The 19,697-nt window shown below is 32.8% G+C and carries 14 protein-coding genes and 1 tRNA gene; 2 read left to right on the forward strand and 13 right to left on the reverse strand.

Features of this window, described 5'->3' with window-relative positions:
* Nucleotides 1-7: 7 nt before the first annotated feature.
* The 9 genes from GN138_RS14120 to porU form a co-directional block, all read right to left on the reverse strand.
* Complete coding sequence (locus tag GN138_RS14120; protein WP_157364650.1) at nt 8-604, reverse strand: SprT-like domain-containing protein; 597 nt, start codon at nt 602-604, stop codon at nt 8-10.
* Nucleotides 605-626: 22 nt separating this feature from the next.
* Nucleotides 627-1,274, reverse strand: coding sequence for an HAD family hydrolase (locus tag GN138_RS14125; RefSeq protein WP_157364651.1), 648 nt, complete (start codon nt 1,272-1,274; stop codon nt 627-629).
* Nucleotides 1,275-1,958 (reverse strand): SDR family NAD(P)-dependent oxidoreductase, encoded by a 684-nt coding sequence (locus tag GN138_RS14130; protein WP_157364652.1) that lies wholly within the window; start codon nt 1,956-1,958, stop codon nt 1,275-1,277.
* Nucleotides 1,951-2,928, reverse strand: coding sequence for a M28 family metallopeptidase (locus GN138_RS14135; protein WP_157364653.1), 978 nt, complete (start codon nt 2,926-2,928; stop codon nt 1,951-1,953). The genes GN138_RS14130 and GN138_RS14135 overlap by 8 nt, the downstream gene beginning before the upstream one ends.
* Before the next feature lie 102 nt (nt 2,929-3,030).
* Entirely contained in the window at nt 3,031-4,650 is a 1,620-nt protein-coding gene (locus GN138_RS14140) for a pyruvate dehydrogenase complex dihydrolipoamide acetyltransferase (RefSeq protein WP_157364654.1), read from the reverse strand.
* 3 nt (nt 4,651-4,653) lie between these two features.
* A complete protein-coding gene (gene pdhA / locus GN138_RS14145; RefSeq protein ID WP_157364655.1) occupies nt 4,654-5,655 on the reverse strand; it encodes a pyruvate dehydrogenase (acetyl-transferring) E1 component subunit alpha in 1,002 nt (333 codons plus the stop codon).
* A 111-nt stretch (nt 5,656-5,766) separates the two neighbouring features.
* Entirely contained in the window at nt 5,767-6,249 is a 483-nt protein-coding gene (gene cdd / locus GN138_RS14150; RefSeq protein ID WP_157364656.1) for a cytidine deaminase, read from the reverse strand.
* Nucleotides 6,250-6,328: 79 nt separating this feature from the next.
* Entirely contained in the window at nt 6,329-7,591 is a 1,263-nt protein-coding gene (porV, locus tag GN138_RS14155) for a type IX secretion system outer membrane channel protein PorV (protein ID WP_157364657.1), read from the reverse strand.
* Nucleotides 7,592-7,720: 129 nt separating this feature from the next.
* The gene (gene porU / locus GN138_RS14160) at nt 7,721-11,587 is read right to left on the reverse strand and encodes a type IX secretion system sortase PorU (protein ID WP_157364658.1); all 3,867 of its coding nucleotides are present in this window, start codon (nt 11,585-11,587) and stop codon (nt 7,721-7,723) included.
* Nucleotides 11,588-11,907: 320 nt separating this feature from the next.
* Here porU and gldJ point away from each other — a divergent pair, with 320 nt between their 5' ends.
* Together gldJ and GN138_RS14170 are read left to right on the forward strand one after the other, a co-directional pair.
* On the forward strand, nt 11,908-13,590 hold the full coding sequence (gldJ, locus tag GN138_RS14165) for a gliding motility lipoprotein GldJ (RefSeq protein ID WP_157364659.1): 1,683 nt from the start codon (nt 11,908-11,910) through the stop codon (nt 13,588-13,590).
* A gap of 88 nt (nt 13,591-13,678) precedes the next feature.
* On the forward strand, nt 13,679-14,959 hold the full coding sequence (locus GN138_RS14170) for a UDP-N-acetylmuramoyl-tripeptide--D-alanyl-D-alanine ligase (protein ID WP_157364660.1): 1,281 nt from the start codon (nt 13,679-13,681) through the stop codon (nt 14,957-14,959).
* A 20-nt stretch (nt 14,960-14,979) separates the two neighbouring features.
* Here the strand turns inward: GN138_RS14170 and GN138_RS14175 are convergent, their stop codons facing one another.
* The 4 genes from GN138_RS14175 to GN138_RS14190 all read right to left on the reverse strand — a co-directional run bounded on the left by GN138_RS14175 (nt 14,980) and on the right by GN138_RS14190 (nt 19,680).
* Nucleotides 14,980-17,358 carry a TonB-dependent receptor domain-containing protein gene (locus GN138_RS14175; RefSeq protein WP_157364661.1) on the reverse strand — a complete coding sequence of 793 codons (2,379 nt, stop codon included), beginning with the start codon at nt 17,356-17,358 and terminating at the stop codon, nt 14,980-14,982.
* Nucleotides 17,359-17,433: 75 nt separating this feature from the next.
* Nucleotides 17,434-17,508: transfer RNA gene (locus GN138_RS14180), tRNA-Val, on the reverse strand.
* Nucleotides 17,509-17,573: 65 nt separating this feature from the next.
* Nucleotides 17,574-18,791, reverse strand: coding sequence for a bifunctional folylpolyglutamate synthase/dihydrofolate synthase (locus tag GN138_RS14185; RefSeq protein WP_157364662.1), 1,218 nt, complete (start codon nt 18,789-18,791; stop codon nt 17,574-17,576).
* A gap of 1 nt (nt 18,792) precedes the next feature.
* Complete coding sequence (locus tag GN138_RS14190) at nt 18,793-19,680, reverse strand: energy transducer TonB (protein ID WP_317162761.1); 888 nt, start codon at nt 19,678-19,680, stop codon at nt 18,793-18,795.
* Nucleotides 19,681-19,697 lie beyond the last annotated feature (17 nt).

The following is a 19,697-nucleotide window of genomic DNA, read 5'->3' on the forward strand; positions in this document are numbered from 1 at the left end:
TATGTTTTTAATCTAATACTTCTACTTCTGCATTTGGGTTAAACAAATATAATTTACCTGAGCTAACCTCAACACATTCAATACGTTTTCTTCGTTTATTACCTCTTCTAAAAACTCTACCATTATAAAGTTTAAAAGTCTGATTCAAAGGTAACTCAAATACATACGTCTTATTATCATCTTCGTTAAATTGCTTTAAGGCATAGGCCAGTTGTGTATCTGTATCGCTAGACGCCTTTGGGTTTTTAAAATGATTTGCCAATAAAGGTAACAATTCTAACGGAAAAACTTCGGGTCTAATAAACGGTAACATTAAATGCTGAAATGTATGCTTCCATTCCTTACCATGTGGCTTTATCTGTCTTCCGTATTTACTATACGCTTCAAAATGTGCAATTTCATGAATTAAGGTAATTAAAAATCTATAACTATTTAAGTTAGAATTTACTGTAATTTGATGTTTACCATTAGGCAACATTCTATAATCACCATGTCTTGTTTTTCGTTCTCGTTTCACTTTTACGGTTAAATTATCATTATCTAATAATTCTATAAGTAATGGTTTAGCCGAAGCTGGAACAAAGTCTAAAAACTGTGCGTGCATTTTATAATTAATCTATCTAAATTTATTTTGAATTAGTTATTAATGTCATTAAATCTGCCATAGTATTGAAGGTTTTGGTTGCTTTATTTTTTAACTGTTCATTAAAATCATGAGCCGTATATCCAAACACATCAAAACCTCCATTTATTGCAGCGTCAACGCCAATACTACTATCTTCAACAACAACACATTGATCTGGTTGAAATCCCATAGTTTCTGCAGCCCATAAAAAAACAGCTGGGTCTGGTTTCCATTTATTAACACTATAACAACTAAATACGTTAGCTTTAAAATAAGACCATAAACCAGTTAATTCAAGATTAAGTTGAATTTTATTTTCTGGTCCGCTTGAAGCTACACAAAACGGTATATCAAGATTTTTAACTACGTCTAAAACACCTTCAACAGGTGAAATGTCTGTTTTAAACTTTTCAAAAGAACGTCTTCTATATTCTGCCTCAAAATTGGTAGGTAATTTCGCTTCAATTAATTCTGAAATATGATTTTCACATTTATAAAACGAATTTCCTTTAAAATGATGAAATGCATAAGCTAGGTCAATATCAGCACCTAATTCATTTGCCATATCAACCATCACCTGATTACTTAACGGTTCACTATCTACAAGCACACCATCGCAATCAAAAATTACACATTTATACTTAGACATCTATGGTGTAGAATTTGAAACTTGCAACACTTTACCGTTGTAATACTTGTTTCCTGTTAAGGCAAAATTCTGAATATATTCTGCCATTTCCTTAGCTGTAGTTGGTGCTTTGTAACCAGGAAATGCTTCTTCTAACATTTCGGTTTGCACAGCGCCTAATGCCAAGACATTAAACTGCGGACCTGTTTCTTTAAATTCTTCGGCCAATAATTCTACTAAAGTAATTACTGCGCCTTTACTAGAACTGTATGCAGATAAACCAGGGAATTTCATACTACCTTGAATGCCTCCCATAGAACTAATGGTTACCACATGCCCATCCTTTTTAAGAAAAGGCAATACAGTTCTTGTTAATTCTGAAACCCCAAAAACATTGGTTTGATACACTTTTCTAAAATCTTGAAATGTCGTTTCTGCAAATGGCTTGTTAACTATAGCACCTGCATTATTAATTAAAATATCTACTTGTTTCCATTCTTCATTTATAAAATCGGATACTTTTTTATAATCGTCTTGGTTACACAAGTCAAAAGGAAATGATGATATGTTATCAAAATGAAGATTGCTTACTGGTTTTGCATTACGAGATAATGCCAAAACATTATGACCTTGATTGGCAAAAAGGTGAACCAATTCAAAACCTATTCCTCTACTTGTACCTGTAATAATTATGTTTTTACTCATCTTTTAATACGACTTCTTTGGTTGGTGCATTCATCATTCCTTCTAACGCAGGAATCATTTTTTCTATAAAATTCACCATATGTTCATAATCCATTTTATCGGCTTCATCATCTACATGATGATAATAATCAAAGTTAGAAAAATCGAAAGTTGAAATAGCATGTGCAGGAATATTTAATTCCTTATAAACAGGATAATTATCAGACCTCATAAATAAATTAAACTCTTTGGCTTTAGAAAAAAAACCAACAACTTCCTCGCCAGCATAAGCATTTAAAGTTTTAGCAAAATTAGAACGTTCAAAACCACTCATATAAGCCATCACTTCATTTTCTGCTCTTGGCACACCAATCATTTCAAAATTAATCATGGTATACGCATTGATTCCTTTTACTTTAAAACGTTCTGCTAAGTGCTCAGAACCTTTTAGGCCCATTTCTTCTGCGTCGTACAGTGTTATTAAAATACTTCTTTTATTAGTTTTTGTTTTGGCAAAATATTTACCAAACTCCATAGCAGCAATAGTACCTGACGCGTCATCATTGGCACCATTAGCAATAGAATCTCCCTCTACAATTTTTCCTTTACCTATATGATCGTAATGACCTCCAAGAATAATAAATTCTTCTTTTAATTTTGGGTCACTACCTTCTACCATTCCTACTATATTATAACCGTCTAAATCATTTAATTTAAATGAATCTCTATAGGTTTTAAAATACGGTTTAATGTTATTTGTTTTTAAATAATTTTCTATAAATACAGCTGCTTTTTCAATGCCGTCACTTCCTGTTGCTCGTCCATTTAATGCATCTGAAGCTAAATAATTCATACTTGCCTTAATGTCTTCTTTTTTAATTTTTGGTTTTTCAGGTTCACCGTTTTTACCGGGTTGCCCATCAGCTCCTTTTGTTTGAAAAGCACAAGAACAAATTAAAGTGAAAATTAAAATTGACAGTATTTTTTTCATTACATATATTTGAGTTTAAAGATAAAAAAATCCTGATTCGATGAATTATCAAATCAGGATTATATTATTCAGATTCTGAAACTCGTTCAGAGTATCAATTTATTATACTAACATCGTTACAGGGTTTTCAATATATCCCTTGAGTGTTTGAAGGAATTGAGCACCTGTTGCACCATCTACTGTTCTGTGATCGCATGCCAAACATAATTTCATAGTGTTACCTACCACAATTTGTCCTTCTTTAACCACAGGCTTTTCTACAATATTACCAACGGATAAAATTGCCGAATTAGGTTGGTTGATAATTGACGTAAAGCTATCTATACCAAACATACCTAAGTTAGAGATTGTAAATGTACTGCCTTCCATTTCATCTAAAGCTAGTTTTTTATTTCTTGCTTTACCTGCAAATTCTCTAACTGCAGCACCAATTTGAGTTAAGCTTTGCTCATTAGCAAATTTAACTACTGGTACTAATAAACCATCTGGCACAGCAACTGCAACACCTATATGTACATGGTTATTTAATTGCATTCTATCATCAAACCACTGAGAATTAACTTGTGGGTGTTGTTTTAATGCTAAAGCACATGCTTTAACTACAATATCATTATACGAAATTTTTGTATCTGGAACAGAGTTATATTGCTTTCTAAAGGCAATAGCATTCTCCATATCAAACTCAACATTTAAGTAATAATGTGGTGCTGTAAATTTTGATTTAGCTAAATTTTTAGCAATGGCTTTACGCATGTTAGAATTTGGAACTTCATCAAAATCTTCTTGACCAGTTGGTACAAATTTACCAACGGATGCAGATTGTGCTGCAGGCGTAAAGTTTTCGATATCTTTCTTTACAATCCTTCCGTTTTCACCAGTACCAGTAACTTGAGATAAATTGATTCCTTTTTCTTCTGCCATTTTCTTAGCCAATGGCGAGGCAAAAACACGTCCTGATGTTGTTTTGGCAGGAGATGCCTTAGGTGTTTCTTTCTTGGTTTCAACTTTTTTAGGTGCCGCTTTTGGAGCTTCTTTCTTTGCTTCAACTTTAGGTGCTTCTTCTTTTGTTTCACTACCTGCAACTGTAAAGTTTTTAGCTACATTAGAGACATCAGTTCCTTTTGGGCCAATTATTGCTAACAATGAATCTACTTTTGCAGACTCACCTTCATTTAAACCAATATGTAATAAAGTACCAGATTGGAAGGATTCAAATTCCATAGTAGCTTTATCTGTTTCAATCTCAGCTAAAATATCACCTTCTTCTACCTCATCACCAACTTGTTTTAACCAAGTAGCAACAGTACCTTCTTCCATGGTATCACTTAAACGTGGCATAGTAACTACTATAACCCCTTCTGGCAATTCTTGTTTAGCATCAAAATCTACATCTGAAAGATCTTTTGATTCTTCAGTAGTTTCTGGTGTTTCATCAGACGCAGCCTCCTCAGTACTACCATTTAAATAGCTAGAGATGTCTTCTCCTTCATCTCCTATAATGGCTAAAAGTGTATCTACTTTTGCAGTTTCACCTTCTTGTATACCTATATGTAGTAATGTACCTTCGTTAAAAGACTCAAACTCCATTGTAGCTTTATCGGTTTCTATTTCTGCTAAAATATCACCTTCTTCAACTTTGTCACCAACCTTTTTTAACCAAGAGGCAACAGTTCCTTCTTCCATGGTATCGCTTAAACGCGGCATATTAATTATTTCTGCCATAGCTTATTTTATTTTGTGGTCTATAAATGGATAATCTTCTTGTTCATAAACTGCATCATACATCACGCTAATTTCAGGATATGGTGACTCATCTGCAAATTTCTCACATTCTGCAACTCGTTTTTTCACATCCTTATCTATAGCTTTTAAATCTTCTTCTGTTGCATATTTCTTCTCAAGTATAATATCTTTTACTTGTGTAATAGGGTCTATTTTCTTGTATTCTTCAACTTCTTCTTTTGTTCTGTAGTGTTGCGCATCAGACATTGAATGACCTCTATAACGGTATGTTTTAACTTCTAAGAATGATGGCCCTCCTCCATTTCTTGCTCTAGTAATAGCTTCATCAAAAGCTTCAGCAACTTTTATAGGGTTCATTCCATCTACTGGACCAGAAGGCATATCGTAACCTAAACCAAGTTTCCATACATCTGTATGGTTTGCAGTACGCTCTACGGAAGTTCCCATAGCGTAACCGTTGTTTTCACACACAAAAACTACTGGTAAATTCCATAACATTGCTAGGTTAAATGTTTCGTGTAAAGAGCCTTGTCTTGCAGCACCATCTCCAAAACAACAGATGGTTACACCATCTACGCCGTGATACTTATCTCCAAATGCAATACCAGCTCCTAATGGAATTTGACCACCAACAATTCCGTGACCTCCATAAAAACGATGTTCTTTAGAAAAGATATGCATTGAACCACCAAGTCCTTGAGAAGTACCTGTAGCCTTACCAAATAATTCTGCCATAACACGTTTAGGATCTACTCCCATACCTATTGGTTGTACGTGATTACGGTATGCCGTAATCATCTTATCTTTAGTTAAATCCATAGCATGTAAAGCACCTGCTAAAACAGCTTCTTGCCCATTATACAAATGAAGGAATCCTCTAACTTTTTGTTGAATATAAACTGCGGCTAGTTTGTCTTCAAACTTTCGCCAGAACAACATGTCCTCGTACCATTTAAGGTAAACCTCTTTAGTTATTTTTTGCATTTCTTGATAAGTTCTTAAAATAGAATAACAAAAATAACACTTTAGAAAATAATGAAGAAACACTATATCGTAAAAAAAACAGAAATTACTGAAATTTTTTCAACGAAATGTCTATAAAACTGAGCTTTCAAAAAGAAGTGGTAATAAGTTTGCTAAGGATTGTGACTTCACCACCTTACCTTTTGCTCCCATGAAGTAAATTTCAATAGATGAATCTTGTTTAATTTCATACTCAGCGATAGCTTGCCTACAAGCACCACATGGCGGAATTGGTTGATCTGTAATTTGATTTTGAGATGATGCGGTAATTGCCATTTTTAAAATCTTGGCTTGTGGATATTTTGCGCCTGTATAATAGATAGCTGTACGCTCTGCACATAAACCAGAAGGATAGCAAGCATTTTCTTGATTACTACCAATAACCACCTCACCGTTATCTAGTAAAATAGCTGCTCCAACATTAAATTTAGAATATGGTGCATAGGCATTATCTCTGGCTTCTATAGCAGAATTCATTAAATTTTGAATTTCATTAGGAAGCTCCGTAAAATCTTCATAAACACTTAATGTCGTTTCTATTTTTACTTCCTTCATATAGTTACCATTTGTATACAGACAAAAAAACTATTGCTTATTAGACAATAGTTCTTTGAAATTAAATTAATTATAATTTTTAATATTCATTGTATTCTCCATCTCCAAAATTAAAAGTTAATGAGAAACGTAATGTATTTTCTAATGGACTTTGCACTTTTGATGCTGAGAATAAATACGATAAATCTACATTAATTGTAGTGTATTTAAAACCTGCTCCTAATGCAAAAAACTTACGAGCACCTTTATCATCAGCTTCATTAAAATACCCTGTTCTTAACGAAAAATTATCTTGATACGTATATTCTGCTCCCAATGCCCAAGTAAACTCTCTTAACTCTTCACTAAACCCTCCTGGTGCATCACCAAAAGATTGAAAAACACCCGTTAAAAAACTAACATCATTATTTTGCCCAGAAACTATAATATCTTCTTCTGAAGCTGCTAACTGATCATCAGTTTGAAAATCACCATCATCCTCATCAAAAACGCCATCTCCATTAACATCTGTAAATACTATTTTATCTCCATAAATTGGTGGTGTAGGTACTAAATATTTTGTGACCTCTGCTGTTACAGCTAATTTATTGTATTGATCAAAAATAAAATCGAAACCAGCTCCTAATCTTAAGTTTGTTGGTTGAAACACTTCTTGCCCTCCATCGTCATATTTAAATCTCGGCCCTAAATTTTGAATAGCAAAACCTGCTCTCCATCGACCGTTAAAATCATTATAAGCTTCTTCTTCACTTTGATAGTAACCAGTAATATCTGCACCGAAGGTACTAGCTGGATCAGCATTAGAATTAGCTGCTCCACTAATTCTAAGATCAGACCTCATGTATCGCATAGCAACCGCCATTGCAAATTGATCACTTAATCTTAATGTATAAGCCCCATCTATTGCAAACTCATTAGGTTTAACTGTACGACCTGGATCATCAGCACTATCTGTTAAAACTATTTCGCCTAATGAAAAATATTTAAGACCTACAGAAAAAGCACTTACATCGCTCAACCTATTGTAATAAGTTAAATAACTGATAGATATGTCATTTACTAACTTACTTAAATATGGTGTATAACTTAAACTCACCCCTTGTTTTGCTTCTGAAAAAACATATTTAGCGGGATTGTACTGTTGAGAATAACCATCCATAGAAGTTGCGACTCCCATGTCTCCCATTGAAGCAGACCTCGCATCTGGTGCAATAAGCAAAAATGGCATACCTGTAGTTATAACTCTAGTATCTGATGTGCTTTCGATAATTTGTGTTGTATCTTGTGCTATCGTATAGCCTAAAGAGGCCAAGGCCAAAAGAGTAAATATATATTTTTTCATGTTTATTTTTTCAGGAATCAATAAGTTTTAAATCGTATTAATTCGTTAGCAAATATAAATTTTTATTTTGATTTTGTTTTTATATAACCACGTAACTAACGCTTGCAGCAGAAAAATATTATCTAATAGTTAAAGTATCACCAATTTTTGAATTTTTTCAACTTGCTTATTTAAACGGTTAGATTTCACTTTTAGTTTATAAACATATACGCCTTTTCCTATTTTATCTCCAAAATCATCTCTTCCGTCCCAAACGATACTTCTAGATAAGGAAGAGGAACCATTATTACAACATCCTTCTTCACCTGTTTGTCCATTTAGCGTTCTTACCAATTTGCCAGAAACCGTAAATATTTGAACTGATACATCTAAAATATCAGGACTATTATGATTAAACCAAAACTCCGTATAATTTACAAATGGGTTTGGGTAGTTTAATACATTATTTATTACAAGTTCTTCATCCTTGTCATAAACAGTGAATTGAATTTCTTCTGTTGAAGAATTATTGTATACATCCCAAGCTTTCAAAGTTAATGTATGTAAACCTGGTTCTAAATCTCTAAATGGATATGTTAAAGTTCCATTTGTATAATCATCTATATTAGCTTGATAGTAATTATTTAATACTATTGGATTAGTTTCATCGCCATCTATAATGGCTGTAATATCATGACCAATACCACTAGCTGTATTAATACCATTATCATCTTGAAGTTTTACTAAAAAGTTTGGCGACTCATTGGTAATACCTCCAGAGACAAAGTTTTCATCATTCATATATAATTCTATTACAGGGCCAATATTATCCTCTTCTGCATCTTCGTTAATACCACCAATTGTAATATCAAAATTAGCACCTGCTTGATCTTCAGTCTGGTTTGTATCATGTGCATAAAAACTTACTTTACCGTTTCCAACTGGTATACCTATATCTCTGGGTACAATAAAATCAATTTCAAACTCACCATTTACAACGCTTGCTTGACCTCTAAAAATCACTTCACCAAGCGTTGTAAAATCCATAACAATTAAATCATTGTTAGAATCTCTTATTCCATCATTGCCTAAAGTCTGTCGTTCTATAGACTTATCGTAAACAGTAGTTGTTAAGGTACCATTGTAATGAGTTAAAAGGTTTCCACTTTCATCTACAACTTCGCCAGATAATTTAGAATATGCCAAAGCTTGCAGCGTATCAATAGCTTGTGTAATTTCTACATCATTTATTTTTGTTAATTTAATATCTGGTTGCGGAACAGCTAATTTCATTGCTGGATCACCAATATAAAAAACTAGTCGTTTTTGAGATTGACCAACAATGCTATTATCAGTTTTTGTGAGTCTCAATGCTTCTGCTATTGATGGGTAATCGTTAGAACCAAAAGCAAATAAGTAATCATCTAATACTTCATTAAAGTCTTTACCTACATTGACAAAAATTTGACGGGTTGTGGTAATTAAACTAATAGAACCACCATCTGTATTCCAAAACATATATTCTCCCGCTGTTTCTCTAGATGGATCATCAAACTTTGTGTACTCACAGGTTACGGTTATAAATAAATTGTATTTACAAACGTTACTGACTTCTTGCGATTCAAACTTATCAAAAATACGCTCTTTAGCAATGCCATCTTCACCTCCATGCCCAAAATAATTTACAACCAACGCTCCAACTTCTATAGCATCTTTAATAGCCTCATTAACATCTGGGTAGCGATCACCTGCAGATGATGTTTCTTGTTCATAAGCATCTGAGTGAATTTTAGTAACATTAAAAAAAGGTTTTTCTGCTTCTAATGTTGTTGCCAAATTATCTGTAGATAGTTGTAAATCTGCTTCCCAATCTTCATCTACATCATCCGATATAAGTACAATGTTATTTCTCCAACTTCCATACGCTTCTGGCTGATAATATGCTTTTACTTTATCTACCATTTCTGTGGCTCGTTGTACATCTTCTGCAACAATTCTACCAACTGCAATATCCATTCTATCACTTAAGGCTAATGTGCCTTCATTTTCATCCATCATTGCATAAAAATCATCAGACACAAATGAATTAGTTAAACTAAAACTATTCATTGTATACCATGATGGTACTAAATTAGTGTTATTACTTATTCTGTCTTTGTAATCATAGGAGCCATCACCGAATAAACAAAGGTATTTTACTCTATTACTATCTGTGCTGGCATTATCATAAACATATTTTACAAAATTTCTAAGAGCCGCAATATCTTGGCTACCTGTACTAAATTCGTTATAAATTAATTCAATATCTACCACCTTAACATTAAGATTGTATTGTTCTCTATTTATTTGCGCCAATCGTTCTGCTTGTGTTAAAAACTGAGATGGTGCAAGTATGATATAATCTATATCTTCAAATACGCCTTGATCATTATTAAATATGGTTCCTTTTAAATTCTGATTTGCTACGGTTGTCCTAGAGTCTTGAGAGGGGCTTAGAGCACTTGAATAAGAAAATGCTATATAAGAACGCTCTTCGCCAGCATAAGATTTAAAACTAAGATTACCAGAATTATCAGAATTTACGATATTTGAAACATTAAACCGATCCGTAATATCCCAAATCTCACTTAAACTATTTGTATTAGATACATTATATTGTGCAACACCTGGTGTTGTTATAACATCGCTGTTTGAAAACACCATTTGGCTACCTTCATATATTAAGTTTCGTGTAGCTTCTATATTTATATAATCTAAATATGCATTTGATGATGGGTTACCATTATTATTATAGTCTAAGGTTATTGTAATATCATCCGATGATGCTGTTGCGGTATTATTATAGGAAGCACCATTCGCCAAAATAGACCCAGAAACGATAGTACCAAAACTTAAAGTTGTAACCTGATTTCCGTTTAAAGATATTGTCATTGATGTAGAAACCTCAGAAATAGAACCCGCAGAAACACTTAAACTTATAGGCTCAGTGGTAACTAAATTAGGAAAATTAAATTCATATGTTCGTTGGTTTTCAATATCAAACTCATCACCAAACCATCGTCTACCAATGCTTCCTAAATTGGTTTGATCAACTTCATAAAACTGATAATCTTGAAATGTATTAATTTCAATATCTGCCGCTTCATCAATATTAGGCATAGATTGTATACGTTTACCAGAACCAGAACCTACATTAACATAGTAATATGTTTTGTCTGTGTATAAGTTTAAATTGGTATCACTTTCTGCATTATATGTTTTTGGACCTTCTCCATAAAAAAGTATATAATCACCATTATCAAAATTTCCATCATCTTCGCCAACAAACTTCACAGCATTTTCTACAACATCAAATGGATAATTTTCAGAATTAGAATATGGTAACATGCGTCCACCATTTCCATAAATTTTAATATTTCTTGGATCTACTGAATTTGTATTAATACCTAAACCACTTAAAAAACTTTTAGACAGTCTATAAACTCCAGTCTCTTCTATATAAAAGCGGTACCAATCACCTGTACTTAATACAGAATTAGTAATTTCATTGGTAGTCTTTGCATTATTAGTATAGCGCGAATTTACATTACTATATATTAAGGTAAACGATTCAATTTTTTTATAATTACTACCATCCTTTATTATAGGACTCATTTCAAAATAACAAGAACGTCTACCTCTTGCAATAGTATTATATAACTTATAGTATATTGATGATGGAATTAAATTTGTATTTAAATCCTTTAATTCTGAAGCTGTAATTGTTGAATAAACTACATTAGTTATCTGAATAGAGTTTTCATCTATATAAGAACCACTCTGTTCCCATTCCGTATAAAACATTAATCCTTTATCATCATTATAATGTAAATGATTAACATCAAAGGCCGGAATTTCAATTTTTGCAGTTGGAGTTTCTAAAACTACAGTGCTTTCCCAATTAATATTGAATTGCTTTTGTTGCGCAATAACAAACGAAGAAAACAAAATAAGAATTATAGAATAGAAATTTTTCATTGATTTGGACTCATTTTAGGTTCCATAAAAGTTAAAAAAATCAGTTTAAAAGTCTAAAAAGTAAAATTTTAATAAAATAACGACTAACAAAGCCTGATATTATGACTTCCAATTTTTTATTTCAAAAATACAACAATAATTCATTTGCGCCCTCGTTATTAATGGGTAAAATAGATCGATAAAAGGCTAAAAATCCGTTGTGATGTATAAAAAAAAGGACGAAATGCACATTTTTTTGCAATTTGATACAAAAAAAAGTTGTTAGTTTGCCTTTAATTACTATATTGCGACTCTAAAATTAAACGAGCTTACTTAAACCTATGGATATGAAAAATGTCTCAAAATTAAAATTATTAATTGTATTGGCGCTTTTTGCTACAATAGTTAGCTGTAATCGTTCTTCTAATGATGGTAACACAGACAGTGCTACTGGATGGAAGATAAACGACAAAAAAGGTGGTTTTCAATACAACACGCAATTCAAGGAGCAAGAAACGCCTCCAGGAACTTCATTTATTGAAGGTGGTACCTTTACAATGGGTAAAGTACAAGACGACCCAATGCATGATTGGAACAACGCTCCAAATCAACAACACGTTCAGTCATTCTATATGGATGAAACTGAAGTAACAAACCTTAACTACACATTCTACTTAGATTATTTGAAGAATGTTTACCCTCCAGATGATCCAAACTATGCTTTAATATACAAAGGCGCACTTCCGGATACCTTAGTATGGAGAAATCGTTTAGGATACAACGAAATGATGACTGAAAATTATTTACGTCATCCTGGTTATGCAAACTACCCTGTAGTTGGTGTTAGCTGGATACAAGCTGTTGAATATGCAAACTGGAGAACAGACCGTGTAGCTGAAATGGCTTTACAAGAAGCAGGATATATTAAAAGAGATGCGCATCTTACAGATGTAAATGCAGAAAGTACATTTAGTACTGATACATATATCAACGCTCCTTCTCAAACATATGGTGGTAACACTGAAGTATTAGAAGGCGGAAAACGTAACCAACAAACAGATGCAGAAGGTAACCCTATTAATGTTTACGCAAGTAGAGAAACAGGCTTAATCCCTGTAAAATATAGACTTCCTACAGAAGCTGAATGGGAATATGCTGCTTTAGGTATGAGCGAATTACGTAGCTATAATGTTTATAGAGGTCGTAAAAAATATCCTTGGGATGGTCAATATACTAGATCTGGTAAGCGTGTAAATCGTGGTGATCAAATGGCTAACTTTAAGCAAGGTAAAGGTGACTACGGTGGAATTGCTGGTTGGTCTGATGATGGTGCCGATATTACTGCAGAAGTAAAAACATATTCTCCAAACGATTACGGTTTATATGATATGGCTGGTAATGTTGCAGAATGGGTAGCTGACGTTTACAGACCTATTGTAGATGATGAATTTAATGATTTTAACTACTATAGAGGTAACGTTTATACTAAAAACGCAATTAACGAAGATGGTTCTGTAAAAATTGTAACTGTTGATGAAATTGTATATGACACATTACCTAACGGTAAGATTGTTGCAAGAGATTTACCAGGTGAAATTGCAAGAGTTCCAATTGATGAAGATGAAACATACTTAAGAGCTAACTTTAGCCAAAGTGATAACAGAAACTTTAGAGATGGTGATAAACGTTCTTCTCGTTATTACAGAGAAAGTTTTGATGAAACAGAAGGATCCAAAAATAATGATACTAGAAAAATGTATAACTCACCTAAGCACAGAGTTGAACTTGACTCAGCAGAAGGAAAATTAATAAGAGAATACGATAAGTCTAGTAATAGAACATCTTTAATAAATGACGAAGTAAGAGTCTACAAAGGTGGTTCTTGGAGAGATAGAGCGTACTGGATTGACCCAGCTCAACGTCGCTACTTCCCACAAGATATGGCAACAGATTACATTGGCTTTAGATGTGCAGTATCTAGAGTTGGTTCTAAAAGCCAAAATGGTGGAAAAAGACGTAATTAAAAAACGTTAAATAATATTTAGAAAAGTCCTGGCAAATTTGTCAGGACTTTTTTTATTTTTAAACCTACCTAAACAGCAATTATAAAACATGACTATAACCGAAATATATTCAAAATTCAATGCATGCACATCAGTATGCACAGATACCAGAAAACTAAAACCAGATTGTATCTATTTTGCCCTTAAGGGAGATAATTTTGACGGGAATAAATTTGTTAGCACAGCTCTAGACGGTGGTGCAAAATATTGTGTAATAGACGATGTAAATGCAATAGTTAATGATCAGTGTATTTTAGTAGAAGATGTATTAACAACATTACAAGCTTTAGCTACATTGCACAGAGAGCATATTAACATTCCTATAATAGCACTCACAGGTAGCAACGGAAAAACCACAACAAAAGAACTTATAAATGTTGTATTAAGTACTACTTACAAAGTAAAAGCAACAATTGGAAACTTAAATAACCATATTGGTGTTCCCCTTACTTTATTAAGTTTTACCAAAGATTTAGATTATGGTATTGTAGAAATGGGTGCTAATCATCAAAAAGAAATTGAATTTCTTTGTAACATAGCAAAACCAGATTATGGTTTAATTACAAATTTTGGTAAAGCACATTTAGAAGGCTTTGGTAGCGTACAAGGTGTAATTAAAGGTAAAGCTGAACTCTACGATTTTATAAAACAAAATGATAAAACTGCCTTTATTAATACCGAAGACTACGAGCAAATAAAGCAAATAGATAACTACACTAACGTAATTACATTTGGTTCTAATTCTAAAAATGATTGTACTGTTTCTTTTAACGATGCTAATCCATTTGTAACCCTAACTTATAAAGATAAAAAAATCGAAAGCCAACTCATAGGTAGTTATAATTTCGGAAATATAGCTGTTGCCATAGCAATTGGTCAATATTTTAAAGTTCCTACAAAGCAAATTAAAACCTCCATTGAAAATTATCAACCCAAAAATAATCGTTCTGAAATAATAAAAAAAGGAACCACTCAAATTATTCTCGATGCTTATAATGCAAATCCTACAAGCATGTTAGCAGCACTTAAAAACTTAAAGCAATTAAATACTACATCTAAGTTATTATTTCTTGGAGACATGTTTGAATTAGGCGCTGAAGCAGAAAAAGAACACCAAGTCATAGTAGATTTTATTGAACTTAATTTTGAAAACAATATCTTTTTAATTGGAAAAAACTTTCAAAAAACTACAACCTCATCTAAAATTAAGAAGTTCAAAAAATTTGAAGATATAAAACCTGATTTTGAAACCTTACAATTAGAAAACGCAACAGTTTTAATTAAAGGGTCACGTGGAATGGCATTAGAGCGCATTTTAAACTTGTTCTAACATTAACCTACTAGCCTTTATTAGCGACGTCTTCCACCAGAATAGGTCATTGCTTCACCTTTACCAAAACCGTAACTCACACCTAAAGTGATAAAACGACCTCGTTGACTATGGCTATAAGTTTCAAACGTTGGTTGAGATACAAAACTTTCAGAAATACGAGATTCAAAAACATCTCTTACACCGATATTAACAACCGCTTTTCCTTTCAATATTTTTTTACGTAAGCCAAAATCTAAAAATGCATAACCAGAGACATCTCCTTGAATAGTATTATATCCAGATTGATATCTTCCTGTTAATTCTACATCGATATCCGCAGGCAACCCTACTTTGGTTCCTAAACGAGAAGACCATTGATTACCTGAAAAATCAAAAGATTCTGTTTCAAAATTTCCTACACGATCAAAATAATTAAAGTTAAAATCTCCTGTAAGCGTTAACCAATTCGTTGGGCTATATTTTCCATTCGTTTCAAAACCAATAGATGCATTAGTACCAATATTTTCTGTTGTTGTTGTTGTAACGTTATCGTTAAACGTTGAAACTCGCTCAATAACTTCTGTTGTGTATTTATGGTAAATACTAGAACTAAAGGAAGCTTTTCCTATTTTATAAATACTTGTAATTTCATAAGAATCTGTAAATTCTGGCTGTAAATCTGGATTACCAACAGTTATATTAAAGTTATTTCTAATATTAAAAAAAGGGTTTAAATCCCAAAGTCTTGGTCTAAAAACCCGTCTTGAATAACCGGCTTGCAAAGACATATTGTCGCTTAATTTATAAGAGGTATGAAATGACGGAAAATAATTTGTAAAATTTTGCGAATTAGACACATTGGTATTAGTTAACAATGTACTTAAATCTGTGTTTTCTAACCGTAGTCCAGCTTTTATTCCCCATTTCTCAAGTTCGTATGCACCAGTAAAATAAATACCTAGTACTTTTTGATTGTATTCAAAATTATTGGTAAGATCCTCATTAACTACGTAATCTGTACCTTCTAAATCACTAACTTGGTAATCATTTCCAACGTCATTAATAACATATTGTGCACCTGCTTCAATGGTATAAGAATCAGATAATGGATTTGTATAATCTGCTTTAAATGTGTAATCGGCTTGTTTAAAATCGGTTTTAGTTTGCTGATTACTGTTAGCATCTGTACCCGAAATGGTAGAGTTAATAAATTCTGAAGATTGGTCTTTACCAAAAAAGCGACCTAACGCACTTAATTGTAAGGCGTGTTCTGAATTATTTTTAAACTGCTTTTTGTAATTAAAATCGTATTGATATTTAGGATTAGTCGCTTCTGTAATTTCTTTTCTTACCCAGTTAGATACTAATACGTTATTTGAATCATAGTATCTAAAATTAGTTTCTGATGGCTGATCTTCAACCTCATATGCAAAATTACCAGATAAGGTTAAGACATTTAGGTCGTTTATATGATAATCTGTACCTAAAGTAAAATTATAAAATGTTTCATCTCTGTAAGACGTACCAACACTATAAATAACTTCATTATCTGCTAAATTTGTATTTATAGCTTCACTATCTCTTGGTAAAGAACGATAACCTACACCTATTTGTGTAAAAAGATTAAACTTCTCTGTTCTACGATTAAGACTTAAGCCAACACTATGATTATCTGGAGTTCCTGTATTTAAAGAAACGGAACCATTCCAACCCTTTTTTTCTTCTTTCTTCAAAATAATATTTAAAATTCCTGCTGTACCAGAAGCTTCGTACTTTGCAGAAGGATTGGTTATCACTTCAATACTTTCAATCATATCTGCAGTAAGTGTACCTAAAGCGTTACTAGATTCGTCTGCCAATACTGACGGTTTCCCATTAATAAGTATTTGTACACCAGAGCTACCTCTTAAACTAATTTCTCCTTCTATATTAACCGTAACTGAAGGCACACTATTTAATACCTCTAACGCACTTGCGCCTGTACTACTTATATCTTTTCCTATGTTGAATACGCGTTTATCTAATTTAAATACGGTTTTAGAGACATCTGCTCTAACAACAACTTCTTCTAAAGATTCACTGTCTTCAGCTAGTTTAATTACTCCTAAATTTATTTTAGAATGAGATGAATTTAACTGAGTAATTGATTTTGTTTTAAAACCCATAAAACTGATTTCAATATAAAAATTAGAAGCTGTTGTCATTAAATTAAATTTGCCTTCATAATCAGTAGATGTTCCGGTAATAATTTCTTTTGAATTTTTACGGTACAACGCAACAGTTGCATATGGAATAGGCTGACTGGTTGCCTCTTCTAATACTACACCACTAATATTAATATCATTGTCTTGGGCAATTGCAAAACCCGATATAACTTGTATTAATACAATACTTAAATTTATATAAAAAGTTTTCATAGTATTTTGGTATTTAACACCTAAAAAAAAACAAAAAATCCCGACTTACAAAAGTAAATCGGGATTGAAATTAAGTGGGCGCGAAGGGATTCGAACCCCTGACCCCTTGGGTGTAAACCAAGTGCTCTGAACCAACTGAGCTACGCGCCCTTATTATTAAGGACTGCAAAGATAATCTAGTTTTTAATATCTCAAAACATTTTTTAAAAAAAAATTTAAATTATTTCTGCAACCACAAAAGTACTTCCTCCAACGTAAATAAAATCACTTTTCTTAGCGTTTGATTTTGCGCTAGTTAAAGCTGCATTTACACTTTTAAATGCTTCGCCAAATAATTTATTTTTTTTGAAAAAAGATTGTAAAATTTCAGCATTAAGTCCTCTTTGCACATTTGGCTTGCAAAAATAATAGTTGGCTTCTTTAGGTAATAATGGTATAATACTGTCTAAATCTTTGTCATTTACTACTCCAAATACAATATGTAGTTGATTATAATCTTCCTGCTTAATTTGCTCAAACACATAAGTGAGTCCTTCTTTATTATGAGCTGTATCGCAAATAATCTTTGGGTCTGCTCCTAGTATTTGCCACCTACCTTGTAAACCAGTATTTTTAACAACATTTAAAAGTCCTATTTCTAAAGCTTCATTTGAGATATTATAACCACTTTCCTTCAAAATTTTTACGGATTGTAAAACCGTTTTAATATTATGAATTTGATAGGATCCTTTTAAGTCACTTTCTAATATGTTTTTAACCTCTTGGTCGGCGAAGTAGATATGAGAGGCTGTTTCATTTGCTTTATTCTGAAATACCATTTTAGTATCAGGATGTGTTTCTCCAATAACAACAGGGATATTATTCTTTATAATACCAGCTTTCTCGCCTGCTATTTTTTCTAATGTATCTCCTAAAAACTGTGTATGATCAATTCCAATATTTGTTATTACAGCTAATTCTGGCGTAATAATATTAGTAGAATCTAATCGGCCACCTAAACCGACTTCAATAACAGCAATATCAACTTTCTGTTTTGCAAAATATTCGAAAGCCATTCCAACAGTCATTTCAAAAAAGGACAAGCTATTTGCTTCTAAAAAGCACTTATTTCTCTTAATAAAACCGATTACGGCATGTTTACTAATAACAGTACCGTTTATTCTAATTCGTTCTCTAAAATCTTTTAAATGTGGTGATGTATACAAACCCACTTTATAGCCTGCTTCTTGTAAAACAGATGCCATCATATGGCTTGTTGACCCTTTTCCATTTGTGCCGCCAACATGTATGGATTTAAATCCATTTTCTGGATGCTGTAAATGTTCTGCTAAATTTAAGGTATTAGATAAGTCTTTTTTAAAGGCTGAGTTCCCTTTATTCTGATACATTGGAAGCTGTTGAAACATCCAATTCACTGTATCTTGATAGTTCATATTATTGACCTACATCAAAATTAATACTTACAAAACCCACTTGTGTGGTTGGTGCATTTGAATCTGCTGGCCACTTATGAGACATGGCAATTTTTTTAGCAGGCCCTAATAAACATGGATGAGTATTTGTTGACCCTTTAATACCTGGAACCGCATTAATAACCTTCCCTTGTCTATTCACTTCAATTTTAACCACAACCAATCCGTATTCATTGCATTCTTGCTTATAGATTTGTTTAGAAGGTCTGCCTCTTCCTCCTAAACCATAACCAACTCCACCTTTTCCTGGTCCAGAACCGCCAAAATAACTTGTTGCATATGGATCACCATCTAACTGGCCTTTATTTCCACCTTGATTATCTGGACCTTCTCCTCCATCAGTATCTCCATCTGCGTTTTTTACGCCACCAATAAGATTGTCTAGTTTACGTTTTTTCTCGGCCTCTTCTTGTCGTTTCTTTTCTGCAGCTTCGCGTTTTTCTTTTTCTACACGCTCTGCTTCCGCTTTAGCTTTTGCTTCGGCAGCTGCTTTAGCTTTTGCTTCTGCTTCTTTTTGCTTTTTTATTGCTATTTCTTCGGCGTTTTCTTGGGTCATCACTTCTTCAGCTTTTGTTGCTGCTTCAGTTGGTGTTGTTTCAGATTCTTGTGGTACTACCTCTTCTACAACTTCCTCTTCTACCACTTCATCTTCAACTGATTTTCTTGGTTCACTTAATGCTTTATTACCACTGCCAAAGTCCGTAGTTCCAAAATTAACTGCAACACCATATTCTTCTGGCGGATCCATATAATCAGGACCAACCACAAATAATAACAATAACAGAATCACAGTAATGAGTAAGGTGATTCTTGCTGAATTACGTTCGTGTTTAGTCTCTAAAAATTTCACTTTATAATTAAATTCGT

Source organism: Winogradskyella endarachnes (genome assembly GCF_009741275.1).
GTDB lineage: Bacteria > Bacteroidota > Bacteroidia > Flavobacteriales > Flavobacteriaceae > Winogradskyella > Winogradskyella endarachnes.